Annotated in this window: 15 protein-coding genes and 1 pseudogene; 9 read left to right on the top strand and 7 right to left on the bottom strand. The window is 34.9% G+C overall.

Annotated elements, in window-relative coordinates; all coding sequences use genetic code 11:
* The first annotated feature begins 32 nt into the window (after positions 1 to 32).
* Positions 33 to 182 (top strand): hypothetical protein, encoded by a 150-nt coding sequence (locus REB14_RS11260; RefSeq protein ID WP_309522221.1) that lies wholly within the window; start codon positions 33 to 35, stop codon positions 180 to 182.
* Positions 183 to 489: 307 nt separating this feature from the next.
* Entirely contained in the window at positions 490 to 699 is a 210-nt protein-coding gene (locus REB14_RS11255) for a hypothetical protein (protein ID WP_079242534.1), read from the top strand.
* 319 nt (positions 700 to 1,018) lie between these two features.
* Here REB14_RS11255 and REB14_RS11250 read toward each other — a convergent pair whose 3' ends face one another.
* Positions 1,019 to 2,647, bottom strand: a complete 1,629-nt coding sequence (locus tag REB14_RS11250) for a tetratricopeptide repeat protein (RefSeq protein WP_309522220.1) — start codon at positions 2,645 to 2,647, stop codon at positions 1,019 to 1,021.
* A 301-nt stretch (positions 2,648 to 2,948) separates the two neighbouring features.
* Between REB14_RS11250 and REB14_RS11245 the strand changes: the two genes are divergently transcribed.
* Positions 2,949 to 4,109, top strand: a complete 1,161-nt coding sequence (locus REB14_RS11245; protein WP_309522219.1) for a thioredoxin family protein — start codon at positions 2,949 to 2,951, stop codon at positions 4,107 to 4,109.
* 71 nt (positions 4,110 to 4,180) lie between these two features.
* On the opposite strand, the gene REB14_RS11240 is transcribed toward REB14_RS11245, so the two are convergent.
* The 5 genes and pseudogenes from REB14_RS11240 to REB14_RS11220 all read right to left on the bottom strand — a co-directional run bounded on the left by REB14_RS11240 (position 4,181) and on the right by REB14_RS11220 (position 7,780).
* Positions 4,181 to 4,876: a hypothetical protein gene (locus REB14_RS11240; RefSeq protein WP_079242537.1), complete on the bottom strand. Its 696-nt coding sequence runs from the start codon at positions 4,874 to 4,876 to the stop codon at positions 4,181 to 4,183.
* Between the two features lie 212 nt (positions 4,877 to 5,088).
* Entirely contained in the window at positions 5,089 to 5,784 is a 696-nt protein-coding gene (locus tag REB14_RS11235; protein WP_309522218.1) for a hypothetical protein, read from the bottom strand.
* A gap of 108 nt (positions 5,785 to 5,892) precedes the next feature.
* Positions 5,893 to 6,141, bottom strand: a pseudogene (locus tag REB14_RS11230) (3-oxoacyl-ACP synthase III family protein); the annotation flags it as partial.
* 222 nt (positions 6,142 to 6,363) lie between these two features.
* Positions 6,364 to 6,606: a hypothetical protein gene (locus REB14_RS11225; RefSeq protein WP_309522217.1), complete on the bottom strand. Its 243-nt coding sequence runs from the start codon at positions 6,604 to 6,606 to the stop codon at positions 6,364 to 6,366.
* A 151-nt stretch (positions 6,607 to 6,757) separates the two neighbouring features.
* Positions 6,758 to 7,780 carry a 3-oxoacyl-ACP synthase III family protein gene (locus REB14_RS11220; protein ID WP_309522216.1) on the bottom strand — a complete coding sequence of 341 codons (1,023 nt, stop codon included), beginning with the start codon at positions 7,778 to 7,780 and terminating at the stop codon, positions 6,758 to 6,760.
* A gap of 73 nt (positions 7,781 to 7,853) precedes the next feature.
* Between REB14_RS11220 and REB14_RS11215 the strand changes: the two genes are divergently transcribed.
* The 6 genes from REB14_RS11215 to REB14_RS11190 all read left to right on the top strand — a co-directional run bounded on the left by REB14_RS11215 (position 7,854) and on the right by REB14_RS11190 (position 13,148).
* Positions 7,854 to 8,753, top strand: a complete 900-nt coding sequence (locus REB14_RS11215; protein WP_034699967.1) for a magnesium transporter CorA family protein — start codon at positions 7,854 to 7,856, stop codon at positions 8,751 to 8,753.
* A gap of 104 nt (positions 8,754 to 8,857) precedes the next feature.
* Positions 8,858 to 9,733, top strand: coding sequence for a patatin-like phospholipase family protein (locus REB14_RS11210; RefSeq protein ID WP_309522215.1), 876 nt, complete (start codon positions 8,858 to 8,860; stop codon positions 9,731 to 9,733).
* A gap of 62 nt (positions 9,734 to 9,795) precedes the next feature.
* Positions 9,796 to 10,443 carry a patatin-like phospholipase family protein gene (locus tag REB14_RS11205; protein WP_309522214.1) on the top strand — a complete coding sequence of 216 codons (648 nt, stop codon included), beginning with the start codon at positions 9,796 to 9,798 and terminating at the stop codon, positions 10,441 to 10,443.
* A 33-nt stretch (positions 10,444 to 10,476) separates the two neighbouring features.
* The gene (locus REB14_RS11200) at positions 10,477 to 11,946 is read left to right on the top strand and encodes an FAD-binding protein (protein ID WP_309522213.1); all 1,470 of its coding nucleotides are present in this window, start codon (positions 10,477 to 10,479) and stop codon (positions 11,944 to 11,946) included.
* Between the two features lie 3 nt (positions 11,947 to 11,949).
* Complete coding sequence (locus REB14_RS11195; protein WP_309522212.1) at positions 11,950 to 12,453, top strand: DUF2199 domain-containing protein; 504 nt, start codon at positions 11,950 to 11,952, stop codon at positions 12,451 to 12,453.
* A gap of 242 nt (positions 12,454 to 12,695) precedes the next feature.
* Positions 12,696 to 13,148, top strand: coding sequence for a hypothetical protein (locus tag REB14_RS11190; RefSeq protein ID WP_309522211.1), 453 nt, complete (start codon positions 12,696 to 12,698; stop codon positions 13,146 to 13,148).
* 45 nt (positions 13,149 to 13,193) lie between these two features.
* Here the strand turns inward: REB14_RS11190 and REB14_RS11185 are convergent, their stop codons facing one another.
* Positions 13,194 to 13,724, bottom strand: a complete 531-nt coding sequence (locus REB14_RS11185; protein ID WP_309522210.1) for an NAD(P)H-dependent oxidoreductase — start codon at positions 13,722 to 13,724, stop codon at positions 13,194 to 13,196.

The raw sequence follows: 13,724 nt of genomic DNA, 5'->3' as shown, positions 1-13,724 counted from the left end.
TTGCAGTGAGCTGTGGAACCAAAGAATCGACAATGTCAACGAGTAGCCGGGATTCAGCGGCAGTAGGTAATACGCAAAAAAGTATGACGCCTACTACTACTGACACCATGACTACAAAAATGACGAATCCTGATACTACCAAGATAAAAAGGGATTCTATGGCAACATCTCCTGTTAAGTAGTAATGATAACATTCAATCTAAAAATGGAAAATCTGCAGATGAAAGCTCTGCAGATTTTTTTATTTTTTATGAAGAAAAGAATTTTATCCATTTTGAGTTAAAATTTATTCCTTTTATTTTTGGTTTTGGCTACAGCCAACAGAAGGATGATTTATCTTTAGCTGGGTTAAAACCCAGCCCTATTGAATTTTAATAACAAGATCTTTTATCTTTTATCTTTTATCTTTTATCTTTTATCTTTTATCTTTTATCTTTTATCTTTTTAATCCTTATATTTGATTAACATCAACAATCAAAATTAACTATTATGAGAAAATTATGGATAGGGGCAGTTCTTGGACTTCTTTTCCTTGGAAGTTGTGCTCAAAACAAAGAGAAAAGAGAGGAATATAAAGATGCCCACAATAAAGATTCTTTAAGAAACAGGATGGGTGATTCTGCCGTAGCGAACTCCATACCTTCAACCGCAACCTCTGATACTTCAAAAGTAAAAACCGACAGTACGAAAGTTAAATAAAATCACAAATCCACAGAAATCTGTGGATTTGCACTTAAAAAAACTTGACTGAAAAAAAACCGGGCAATCAACCCCGATTATAATATATGGTTCATATTCCTGATCAGAAGAATATTTTCCTTAAAAGCTAAAAAAAGGGAATTGCAGTTTGGGCTTACTCTTATCTTGAAAGAAGAAAATAAAAATGATAAGCTGCAGCAGAATTACATCATGTCCCGTGAAACTGACGCAAAGATATACCAGCAAAGCTTTTCTTTAAAATAATAGGTTGTTCATTTTCACGAAAATGGTAAGGTAGAATAAAAAAAACAAGTTGTTTTTAATCATTTTCAGGAAAATGGACATTTTTGTCTGATTGATTTTCAGTATCCAGATATTTGATATAGGCTGATGGAGAGTGGTCTGTAACCGCTTTAAAGACGGCAGCAAATTTACTATGTGAAGAGAATCCGCATTCGTCAGCAAGGATACTTATCTTATATTGCCTGTACTTCTCATCATTGATCAGCTTATCTACAATATAATTGATTCTTAAACGATTTACATAGGTTTTGAAATCTGCATTTTTATGCTGATTGATTACATAGGACAGATATTTTGTATTGGTATTCAATTCACCTGCAAGAAAAGACAGAGACATCCCTTTATTGTTATAAAGATCACCTTTTTCAAAATCTTCAAGCAGTTCAAGCAATTTCGATTCTGTCTCGGAAGTCATCAGGGAATCATTTCTTCTTCGATCTTCTTCAGAATCTTTTTCATCAATTTCTTCCACAAATATTTTCGAAAACTCAGCATCGTCAGATTGAGCTAAAGGATAATAAGTTCTGTTACTGACCATATTTAACTGAGCTCTTATAATATTTCTGAATTTTGAACGCTGCTTTCTCTGCTTTGTCCTGAAGAAAACAAGTAAGCCTACCAGCGAGATAAACAGAATAATAATAGCTGTGTTTTTAATCAGATTCATATGCCCATCATTTTTATGACTCTTTCCTTTCAGAATCTCAGCACCTTTTGGTGTAAAAATTTGATTACGGGCCGCAATACTGTCATAAGCTCGGATATATTTCACAGCATATAGTGAAGCTTTAAAATTGTCTCCAATTCCTTCATAATAATCATTAATATTGGAATAAACAGCTTTTTTAAGCTTAAGACTTCTGGATGTATCCGCAATCTTTTCTGCTTTTTTAAGATATAACTCAGCATCTTTCCAGTTTTTCTCCTTCAGACGAATACCTCCTAAGCCATTATACACCAATCCCAGTGTACAACTTCCATTTTTCAGCAGGCCTTCTGCTTTTCGATAATAGTCTTCGGAAACAGAATAATCATTAAGCTTGAAATAGACATCTCCCAGCAGCTGATAAGAAGCTGCAGCTGTTCTGTTTTCGTTTTGGCTGTTTATTTTTTCAAAATATTTCAGAGATGACTCAATATTACGTATTGCATTGGGAAAATTCCCCATCTCCATTTCATAGAAGGCCATTTCCTGATTCAGCAGTCCTGCAGCTTCACTACTTTTCTGAAAATCAACAATCTGACCTGAAGCCTGAAGTCCTTTTACAATGTATTTTTTCGATCTTTCGTATAACCCTACCTGTCTATATTGTCTCGCAAGTAATCTGGTCACCACAGTCATCCATTCCGGATCATTGATCTGATTGATTACCGAGTGGGCATTTTCACTGTAACAGATTGCTTTTTTAAGTTCACCTGCATGATGGTATAGCTCTGAAGAGAGCACAAGGCATTTTATTTTCTCTGAAGGTTTTTGTGCCTTCATATAAAGAGAATCTGCGGTTTTGATTGCTTTGGGTAAATCTTTATAGGCGGTAACGGAAGAAGTCCTCTCACAGATGAGGTCAAAGTTATTTTTTTTCTGAGCGAATATGGGGACTGCTGTTGCCAGCAGAAATAAAAATTGCAAAAGACTTTTAGGCATAGAAAAATAAATTATTATTTTGATTTTATAATAATTCATCATTATTTTCACGGGGTGTCTTTTTGTTTTTTACAAAACTAGTGATATTTTATTTTTTATTAAAATATTATATTGAAATTTAATCATTTAACCCACAATAGTAATTTACATTAATTTTAATAATAAGACTAAAATAATAGATGATTATCTTCAATACAAGCTGATGCCTGTTTTAAAACCAAAGTTCCTGTATAATTATTTTCAATATGAACGGCTCATGTGTCATCATATTTATTACATTTGCATGGAATAAAAAGTTTTTATGAAAAAAATAGCAATACTTTCCTCAATCTTTATAGGAGCTCTTGCATGGGCGCAGGGAATTAAATTTGAAGAAGGCAATTTTGCCTCTATTCTGGCCAAAGCAAAAAAAGAAAAAAAACTGATCTTTATTGATGCATATGCTTCATGGTGCGGGCCTTGTAAACTGATGGTTAAAAATATTTTCCCACTTCAGTCTGTAGGAGAATATTACAATTCTCACTTTATCAATGCTAAAATTGACATGGAAAAAGGAGAAGGAATTGAGCTGGCAAAAAAATATAATGTAAAAGCGTTCCCTACTTACCTGTTTATTGATGGAAGTGGTGAAGCTGTACACCGAACTTTAGGATATGTGGAAGAAAAAGACTTTATCCAGTTTGCAAAAGACGCAGAAGATCCGAACAAAAGACTTACTTCTCTGAAGCAACAGTTTGAAAAAGGAGAAAAAGATCCTGAGTTTTTAAAGAATCTTGCCGGCCTTACCATGTATAACGACGCTGAGTTTGCCGGGAAAGTTCTTAACCGTTACTTTCAACAGAAAGCAAGCTTAGATCAGGAAGATATCCAAATGCTACTTTCGGGAGTACAAACTACAGACAGTCCTTTGTACAAAATTTTCCAGGATAAAAAAGCTGATATCGTTAAATTCTTCCCGGAAGATAAATATGAAAAGTTTGATAAAAATATTAAACTGAATACTGTTTCTAAAAAAGCCTATAATCCGGATACTAAGAAATGGGATGATAACTATTTCATGACTGAAACCCAAAAATTCCTAAGCAAAGAGGAAGCTGACAAGATCTTAAAAAGAATGAAAGCCAACAGAGCTTTGAAGAATAAAGATATTCCTGAATATGAAAAACTAATTCTTGACCTTTACAAAGATTATACTGCTGCCGGTTCTGAAGAACTGAATTCTCTTGCCTGGAACTTCTTTGAAAATGTAAGCAATAAGACTTCTCTGGAAAAAGCCATTACATGGGCACAGGAATCTGTAAAGAAAGATCAGAACTTTGCCAATACAGATACTTTGGCGAATCTTTACAATAAAGTTGGTGATAAGAAAAATGCTAAAATGTGGGCTGAAAAGTCTATTGAACTGGCAAAAAGTACCGGACAGGATTCTTCTGACACGGAAAAGCTATTGAAGAGTCTTTAACAGATACTCTGATAAAAGCAAAAAAACCGCAAAACTTCAGTTTTGCGGTTTTTTATTTATTGTATATATGCTTAGTTATTATACACTAAAACCTGCATCTTAGTAAGCATAGATTCTGTATCACCATTATACCCCAAATACGTAGAAGGAACAAAATTAACAGTAGCACTTCCTGACCAGGCAGCATATTGAACTTTAAAAGTATAAGTTCCTGCTGTAAGGGTTACTGATTTCAAAAAAGTTACAGGAACCGGCATACTTGACAACGCTGTTCCTCCGGGGAAAGTTCCAGCTTTAGAGGCAAAGGCGGAAGAAATTTTCACCCCATTTTGTAAAAGCATAAAAACACCTTGACTCGAATTGCCGTCTAATAATGTTGAATACCCTAAAATAGTAAATAAAAAGGTCTGAGTTTTTCCCGCAGGAACCGTCAAAGTAATGGTAACACCCGGAACATCAATTGTTGTTCCCTGAGTAGCTGTAGCAGCAGTAGTTCCCTGAACATAATAAGCATTGTTAATTGTTCCGCTTATTGTATTCAGTGTTTGCCATGAAGGAGCTACCGCAGATCCGTTAGAAGTCAAAATCTGGCCGGAAGTTCCTGCTGATCCGGCTGTTGTGGCATTTCCACCCACGTTTATTTCATTTACAACCTGTAATGAACCATTGACATGTAAGGTTTTCTGAGGAGTTGAAGTTTGTATCCCTACTTGCGCTACATGAAATAAGGGAACTAAAAAAGCCCCAAGTAATAAATAGTTTTTCATTTTTTTGTTTTTAGAATTTTTAACATAATAAAATTACGACAAAAAGTAACCCAAAAATTCACAACGATATGAATATTTTCAATCAAAAAAAACAAACTATATTATAAATTCTATAATTGCAAAAGCTTCACTTATAAATATTTAAAATATAGAGATAAAAGAATTAAAACTTAAAAAAAAGCCTGTGGTTTTTAGTCTTATTTTAAAAATGTTTAGTTATTATATACCAGCACCTGCATCTTAGTAAGCATGGCTTCTGTATCACCATTATAGCCTGCATAACCAGAAGGGACAAAATTAACAGTAGCATTCCCAGACCAGGCAGCATATTGAACTTTAAAAGTATAAGTTCCTGCTGTGAGATTTACTGATTTCAAAAATGTCACCGGAACAGGCATACTTGCCAACGTTGCTCCTCCGGGGAAACTTCCTGCTTTAGATGCAAATGCTGAAGAAATTTTGACCCCATTTTGCAAAAGAGTAAAAACGCCCTGACTTGAATTACCATCCGTTAAGGTTGCGTATCCTAAAATAGTAAATAAAAAAGTCTGAGTTCTTCCAGCGGGTACCGTCAAAGTAATCGTAGCCCCTGGTACATCAATTGTAGTTCCCTGACTAGCTGTAGCAGCAGTAGTTCCCTGCACATAATAAGCGCTATTGATAGTACCGCTTATTGTATTCATCGTCTGCCATGAAGGAGCCGTCCCAGGCCCGTTGGAAGTCAAAATTTGTCCTGTCGTACCAGAAGAACCAGCTGTCGTGGCATTTCCACCTACGTTTATTTCATCTACTACCTGTAAAGAGCCATTGACATGTAAGCTTTTTTGAGGGGTTGCAGTTCTAATACCAACTTGAGCATATAGGGACAAGGAGAATAATAGAGTCCCAAAAAATAAGTGTTTTTTCATTCGTTGTGTGTTTATAGATTACCAAGACAAAAGTATATTAAAAAATATAAAAATCAGTAACAATTAATAAAAACACAACGATTTATCGAAAAAAATCTATAAAATCAATTAATTTATTAAAAAAAAATAAAATTTATACAAAACACTTCCCCACATGAATCCGCTTCCGAATGCTGAAAGAAGTACAAGATCTCCTCTGTTTATTTTTCCCTGTTCGATCGCTTCACTTAGGCCAATAGGAATAGAAGCAACGATTGTGTTTCCGTATTTCTGAATATTGTTGAAGATTTTTTCGTTTGGTAATCCGAATTTCTCATGAACAAACTGAGCAATTCTAAGGTTCGCCTGATGTGGAATGAACTATTAATATGCAAAGTTTTTAAGAAACTTGAAGTATTACTTTAAAAAAGTCCAAGATAATAAATAGCCTTTCGCATTTTATTCTATATTTATTTACTAAAATTACTTTACAAATCTCTTCCCAACTCAATATTCCATACATAATTGGAAGTGATTCTTGAAGTAAAGGTAATACTTCCTCCATGGTCTGATGAAGCACTGCTCGAATGAGATGCTGTACTATGTACCCTTTGAATACTGGAACTCCCCAACCGGAAAATCCACAAAATAAGAAGAAAGATTGCAGGATCCATTGTTATGGTCTGCTTCATACGTAAAAGTAATCATGTAAAGCCCTGGAGTAAATGTGATCTGAGAAGCTCCCGTATAAGTAACCCCACTGCCTGAACTGTTGGCTATCTCCAATACAGGAGCAAGAATCTGTGTCTGCCCAGCAATTTGGGTACTTAAAAAATTATTCATAGTGGAATTTAATTGATAAATGCCGGTCTTGGGATACCTAAAGTATTCAAAGTAGAAACATTCACAACAGTACTTCATTAGCTACCATCATTATAATAGATACCATAATGATTTTAAAAAAAACGTTTAATTTATTAAATGATGAAAAAAATTAAAAATTAAACAAAACACTCCCCCAGGTGAATCCGCTTCCGAATGCTGAAAGAAGTACAAGATCGCCTCTTTTTATTTTTCCCTGCTCGATCGCTTCACTTAAAGCAATAGGAATAGAAGCAGCAGTTGTATTTCCGTATTTCTGAATATTATTGAAGATTTTTTCGTTCGGTAATCCGAATTTCTCCTGTACAAACTGAGCAATTCTCAGGTTCGCCTGATGTGGAATGAACATATCAAGATCTTCAACTGTTTTTCCTGCTTTGTTCAATGCTTCCATCATTGTTTCAGGGAATCTAGTTACCGCATGTTTGAATACAAAGTTTCCGTTCATGATCGGATATACTTCTTTATTCGTTACATTTTCAGGATCTTTTCTCATTCTGTCACTCCATCCGTATTTTGAACCCGGGAACTGAGTACAAAGATCATCAGCATATTTTCCTTCAGAATGCATATTCATCGCTAAGATATCTCCTGCATTTTCATCTTCTGATGCAGAAAGAACAACCGCTCCTGCCCCATCTCCGAAAATAACAGATACTCCTCTTCCTTCGTCAGAAAAATCCAATCCGAAAGAGTGAATTTCTGCTCCTACCACAAGGATATTTTTATAAGTACCCGATTTGATAAATGCATTCGCCACACTCATAGCATATACAAATCCTGAACACTGATTTCTGACATCCAATGCTCCGATGGTGTCACATCCCAGCATATCCTGAAGTAATACTCCACACCCAGGAAAATAATAATCCGGTGAAAGCGTTGCAAAAACAATATAATCGATATCTTTTGAGGTAAGGCCGGCATTCTGGATCGCTTTTTCTGCAGCTTTAAATCCTAAATAAGCAGTGGTTTCCTGAGAATCGTTTCTGTTTTTTCTATGTCTTCTTTCCTTGATCCCTGTTCTTTCCGTAATCCATTCGTCATTGGTAGTCATTAGTTTTGCCAAATCATCATTGGTAACAACGTTATCTGGAACATAAAATCCCACCCCTTTTATGGTACTTTTAATCATATAGTTTTTTAATTTTGGCAAAGATAAAACTTATTTAACACATACTTTTTCAAAATATTAGTATTTTTACTTTATGCCAATTGATACGATATACAGAACCTCCCAGTGCGAATGGGTAGATGTAGAGGCTCCTACTTTAGAAGACCTGAAATTTCTTCATGAAAGATATGAAATCAACAATCTTCTCCTGGAAGATACAATGGATCCTAATCACCTTCCAAAATATGAAGAAGACGGGAATGTAAAATTCTTTTTACTCCGTGAAAGCACAGAACTGGAAAGAAAGAATCTCAATACAATAAGTGATATCAGCACCAAAATTGGAATCTTTCTGGTGGAAAATACCATTATTACCATCCACAGGATGAAAACCAGAAGTATTTCCGAGACCAAGAAAAAAGTGTCTTTAATTCAGGAAGACCTTAAACCTCAGCAAATCATGCTAATGATTGCTATATTGATCATGAAAAGTTTTGATGATGAATCTTTAAGTTTGTTTGAAACAATGGACAATATTGAGAATGAAATTTTTCTTAAAAACACCAATCATACCAGCCAGATCCGCCGTCTTTACAAACTGAAACGAAAATCTGGATTAAATTCCCGTGTACTGGTAATTTCTACAGATGCTATTGACAAATTTAAATTACTGAATTTACAGGACTCAGAAATTGTGGATTTAAAAGATAAACATAAAGACGTGGTTGCCGATTTTGATCATTTGAATATTCAGATTACCAACCTTATTTCTATGTTCCTGGCACTTTCGGATCAAAAGGCCAATCAGGTGATGAAGGTTCTGGCAATTTATTCAGTCTATTTCTTACCCATCACTTTTATTGCTGGAGTTTACGGAATGAACTTCGATAATATGCCTGAGCTTCATCATAAGTATGGATATTTTATCACATTGGGAGCAATGGCAACCGTTGTCATCAGTACCTTTATTTATGTGAGACGAAGACAGTGGTAATTAATCTTTAATAAACGCAAAGGCTCGAAGTTTTTACTTTCAATAAAATATAACTTGGTGATTACTTTTTGTCTTTAACCTGAACACCATCAAAACAAAATACCATGACTTCTGAAAACCTCAACAAAATTCTTGAAGATCCTTCTCTATCAAAGGCATCCAAAGATAAATTGCTTGCTTTGCACGAGAATATCTCTTCCAAAGAATTCTCTGATCTCCTGGATCAGTCCGGGAATCAGTATGTAGAGTTTGTACAGGAAGGTGGTGGTGTCTGGGGAAGCGCATTGGTAGGCTATCTTTATGGACTGGAAATATTCGGAATCCGTTTTCTGAAAGTAGCAGGAACGAGTGCCGGAGCTATTAATACCATGCTTATTGCTGCCTGTAAGACCAAAGAAGAAGCTAAAAGTGAGCTTATCAAGGATATTCTTTTCAGCTGGAATTTTGCAGATTTTATGGATGGGAAAACCTATGTAAAGACCACTCTGCATGCGATGCTGAACAACAAAGACTTCTTTAGGATCAATGCTGTTATTGCCGCTATTTTTTTTATGATTCTGATCAGTATTCCCTTTCTGGCACCTTCAATGACGATCATGAATGCGAAGCTGATGTTTCTGATTCCTCTGATTCCGGCTGTCATCCTCTTTTTTTGTATCCAAAAACTGTATAATAATTTCAGGAAAGAAAACAGCGGACTGAATCCCGGAAATGTTTTTCAGAATACCATGCAAAATGCGCTGGATCAATTTGGAATAAAAACTGTTGCCCATCTCAACGAAAAATTCATCCAGAAAGAAAAGGAGCTTAATCTCAACTATCGCTATGGAAACGGCCAGGAATATTATCTGATGGCTTTACAAAGCATTGAAAAAATTAAAATCAAAAATCAGGAACATATTGACCCAACCCGTTACAGAATTTTCTATGAAAGCGCCGTCAACAATGATTATTATAAAAACACCCCTTCTACCTTCTAAAGTCTGAATATGTTGTTATTACCACAGATATCAATGCTAAAATTAAGGTAGAACTTCCTACAATGGCCAATCTCTATTGGTCTGAAGAGGAGCTGAAACACATCAGCCCGGCTGAATTTGTGAGAGCTTCTATGGCAGTTCCTTTTTTCTTTGAACCTTTTCAGAAACAGATCAATAAGGATGACGATTCTGTAAAGTACGCCTGGAAATACTGGATGAATACAAAACCTGATGATATTAATCCTGCAGGAGTTTTCATTGATGGTGGAAGTATTTCCAACTTTCCTATTGACCTGTTTCATGCGGATGAAGTTTTTTATCCGAGAATGCCTCTTTTCGGGGTACAGCTGACAAGCGATTCTGCGATTCTTTCTGAAAGAGGAAAAACCAGTGAAGAAATTCTTAAAACACCATTCAGCTATGCCGGAAATATTATCAGTACTCTGAAAGGTTTTAATGATAAGACATTCCTTACCAAACATACTTTTTACCGTTCGTACAGTATACAGAGTGTCAACTGTGGTACCAGCAGCTGGCTGAATTTCTTCATGAAAAAAGAGGAAAAGGAAGAACTTTTTAACAGAGGTTTTCAGGCCGCTCTTGATTTCCTAAATACGTTCAGCTGGGAAAAGTACAAATATGAAAGAATGATGCTTACGATGAAAGAGAAAAAAATATTAAAGGAAGAAGATACGCCTACGGTTGGATAAGGATTTTTAAGTATTTTAGCTTTTTAAATAACCATGAAAAAGAGACATGTTTTTATCCTGGGGATGGTCATGATCCTTATTTTTATTTCGATTCCTGTTATTCATGTTCTTAAAACAAAATGGAGTGAATCTGATGTTAAAAATGAAATCCCAAAAGGATATACCAATGATGCAAGCCAACTGAATTTAACGAAGATTGATACACTCATTAAAGTTCCTGATTCAAAACCCGAAATTGAAAACCAACTTCGTCAGATCATACAATACGCAAAGGAAAAAAAATTAAAAATCTCCATTGCCGGTGCCCAGCACAGTATGGGCGGACATACCATCTATCCTGACGGAATCCTTCTGAATATGCTTCCTTACAAACATATGGAACTGGATGAAAAGAACAATATTCTTACCATTGGCTCCGGAGCTCTTTGGGAAGATGCGATCAAATATCTGGACAAACATGGAAAATCTATTGCTGTGATGCAGGCTTTCAGTTCTTTTTCAGTGGGTGGATCAATGAGTGTAAACGGTCACGGATGGCAGAAAAATCTTCCTCCAATTTCTTCCAGTGTAGTTTCATTTTCACTGATGGATCAGAGTGGGAAAATTCTCAATTGCAGCAGAGAAGAAAACCCTGAGCTTTTTAAACTCGTGATTGGTGGATATGGTCTTTTCGGGATTATTCTTGACATTAAATTAAAAGTAGTTGATAATGTAGCACTTCAGTATAAATATATCCGTTTAAGTACTGATAAATATCCCAGCTATTATAAAAAATTCATCTCAGGAAACCCTGATGTCAACCTGGTTTTTGGAAGGTTGAGAATTTCTGATAAGCATTTCCTTGAAGAAGCAACCATTAATTATTTTGAGAAAGCCAATGAAAAACCTTTACCGCTTCCGCTTCAAAATGCCAAAAATGAAGAAACAAAACGCCTTGTATTCAGAAGTACAGTCAACAGTGAATATGGGAAAAGACTTCGCTGGGATCTGGAAACCGGAATGAATAAGATGACAAAAAATGCAGTATATTCCAGAAATGAGCTTCTGAATGACCATGTTTCACTCATTGAAAATAAAGACCCAAATTCTACAGATCTTCTTCAGGAATATTTTATTCCGGAGAGAAACTTCAGTCAGTTTATTAAAGATATAAAACCTGTTTTGAAAAGCTCCGGTTTAGATTTACTTAATATCACCATCCGTGCAGTGAATAAGGATGAAGACAGTTATATGAATTATGCAAGGGAAGAGGTATTTGGATTTGTATTTTTATTCAATCAAAAGAAAACGGAGAAACAGGAACGGGCCATGAAACTTCTGACCAATCATCTGGTAGATATTGCACTGAAAAACGAAGGTACTTTCTATCTTCCCTACCGCCTTCATATTGGCAGAGAGAAAATGAGAAAGGTATATCCGCAGGCAGAATCTTTTTTTGAACTGAAAAGAAAATATGATCCTTCGGAGATATTTGATAATAAATTTTACCAACACTATAAATAAAATATGACTAAATACATCTGCCAATGCTGTGGAGAAGAGAAAGAAGACTGGCCTGCAATAGCCTATTCATATCCTTATTTTTACTCCTGCTTATCTGAAGAAGAACTAAAAAATGTTGAACTCAGTTCAGACCTTTGCGTTATAAAAGAGGAAGAAAATACCCATAGATTTATCCGTACTGTTCTTGTACAGGAAGTCACAGATGATTGCAGAGATCTGGATTATGGAATCTGGGTATCCCTGAGTGAAAAGAGCTTTGATGAATATGTGGAAAATTATGACAATAAAGAATTTGAAGCTGAGTATTTCGGGTGGCTTTCTACCTATCTTCCGGATTATGAGTTTGAGGAAAGTGTTCCTACAACAGTGGTGGTAAATAATGCTATCGGTCGTCCTTTTGTATATCCTCATCAAAGCTATGATCATCCGTTTGTGGACGATTTTTATAATGGAATTACCAAAGAGGAAGCAGAGAAAAGAATTAATAGGGTTTTAAATAAAGAATAGATGAAGTTAATTTACAAATATCTATTTTTCATCGGATTATCACTGTTTATCTTATCCATTATAATGTTTTTTACATCTATTGGATTATTTACAGCCAAAGGAGACTATCCTGAAATCATCATCAAACTAAGTGAAATTTCTTTTGTCCTATGGCTTCCTTTTCTAATCATGGGAATATTTTTAACTATAGTGGGAATAGTTGGTAGATTGAAAAAAGTTCAATAAAAATAGATTAATTGAATATGAAAAAATTTATCCTAGAAAAATTCCATATTATTCTTTTGGTACTCACTTTAGGATTAATCATATTCTGCATGGTAGACGAGAATTTATGGGTAAAAAAAATGCTCAAATCCCCTAAATATACAATTGGAGAAGCTGTTACGGATTGGCATCCAAAGAACAACAATGGTGTAGGAACAGATTACAAATATCAGGTTAGCAATAAGATATATTTTAAAACAACAAATTATTCTTACAAAAAAGGAGATAAATTCCTCATCATTTTCGATTCTATAAAACCTAAAAATGCAAAAGTTCTTGGCATTTATTCTATTGAGAACTATCTTATAGATTTAAAAGTTCCTTCAAAAGGCTGGAAATATCAGGATGTGCCTTTTAATATTGATAGTAATACCATAAAGAAATATTTACAAGACTGGAATGTAGAACCTTTTGAATATATTCAGCAATAAAGTTGAACTCCTTTAATTCAAGAGTCCAACTTCATTTTTATATTGTTATAAATTATCCAGGAATTCCAGATACATCGGAACACTTCTGTTGATCCATTCATCGGAAGAATCTCTTTCAATTCCATAATAAACAAAAGGTTCTTTATAATCTGCCTTTATATAATCAAAAGTTAGCTCGTAAGGTCTGAAAAGTTCATCCATTGTATATTTATATACTCCGGATGCAGTGTAAGCTTCTTCATCTATGCCTGCTGTAACAGCCAGTGACATTTTCTTTCCAGCCAGCTTAAATCCACTGGTACTTCCATACGCCCAGCCATACAAAATTACTTCATCCAGCCATTGCTTTAAAAGTGGCGGACTGCTGAACCAGTAAAAAGGAAACTGAAATACAATTTTGTCATAAGATTCCATCATCTTCTGCTCTTCCGCTACATTGATTTTTCCGTCAGGATAAGCTTCGTACAGTTGATGAACAGTATATTTTTCAGGATATTTTTTTAATTCGTCAATCCATTTTTTATTGATAACAGATTTTTCAATATCAGGATGGGTAACAATTACTAAGGTCTTCAT

Origin of the sequence: Chryseobacterium metallicongregator (assembly GCF_031324065.1) — a bacterium.
Taxonomy (GTDB): Bacteria; Bacteroidota; Bacteroidia; order Flavobacteriales; family Weeksellaceae; genus Chryseobacterium; species Chryseobacterium metallicongregator.
This window is presented reverse-complemented; position numbering and strand designations above follow the sequence as displayed.

Bases quoted from the DNA above. Each gene is read 5' to 3' on its own strand.
- REB14_RS11260 (WP_309522221.1), top strand. From the start codon at position 33: ATGTCAACGAGTAGCCGGGATTCAGCGGCAGTAGGTAATACGCAAAAA.
- REB14_RS11255 (WP_079242534.1), top strand. From the start codon at position 490: ATGAGAAAATTATGGATAGGGGCAGTTCTTGGACTTCTTTTCCTTGGA.
- REB14_RS11250 (WP_309522220.1), bottom strand. From the start codon at position 2,647: ATGCCTAAAAGTCTTTTGCAATTTTTATTTCTGCTGGCAACAGCAGTC.
- REB14_RS11245 (WP_309522219.1), top strand. From the start codon at position 2,949: ATGAAAAAAATAGCAATACTTTCCTCAATCTTTATAGGAGCTCTTGCA.
- REB14_RS11240 (WP_079242537.1), bottom strand. From the start codon at position 4,876: ATGAAAAACTATTTATTACTTGGGGCTTTTTTAGTTCCCTTATTTCAT.
- REB14_RS11235 (WP_309522218.1), bottom strand. From the start codon at position 5,784: ATGAAAAAACACTTATTTTTTGGGACTCTATTATTCTCCTTGTCCCTA.
- REB14_RS11225 (WP_309522217.1), bottom strand. From the start codon at position 6,606: ATGAATAATTTTTTAAGTACCCAAATTGCTGGGCAGACACAGATTCTT.
- REB14_RS11220 (WP_309522216.1), bottom strand. From the start codon at position 7,780: ATGATTAAAAGTACCATAAAAGGGGTGGGATTTTATGTTCCAGATAAC.
- REB14_RS11215 (WP_034699967.1), top strand. From the start codon at position 7,854: ATGCCAATTGATACGATATACAGAACCTCCCAGTGCGAATGGGTAGAT.
- REB14_RS11210 (WP_309522215.1), top strand. From the start codon at position 8,858: ATGACTTCTGAAAACCTCAACAAAATTCTTGAAGATCCTTCTCTATCA.
- REB14_RS11205 (WP_309522214.1), top strand. From the start codon at position 9,796: ATGGCCAATCTCTATTGGTCTGAAGAGGAGCTGAAACACATCAGCCCG.
- REB14_RS11200 (WP_309522213.1), top strand. From the start codon at position 10,477: ATGAAAAAGAGACATGTTTTTATCCTGGGGATGGTCATGATCCTTATT.
- REB14_RS11195 (WP_309522212.1), top strand. From the start codon at position 11,950: ATGACTAAATACATCTGCCAATGCTGTGGAGAAGAGAAAGAAGACTGG.
- REB14_RS11190 (WP_309522211.1), top strand. From the start codon at position 12,696: ATGAAAAAATTTATCCTAGAAAAATTCCATATTATTCTTTTGGTACTC.
- REB14_RS11185 (WP_309522210.1), bottom strand. From the start codon at position 13,724: ATGAAGACCTTAGTAATTGTTACCCATCCTGATATTGAAAAATCTGTT.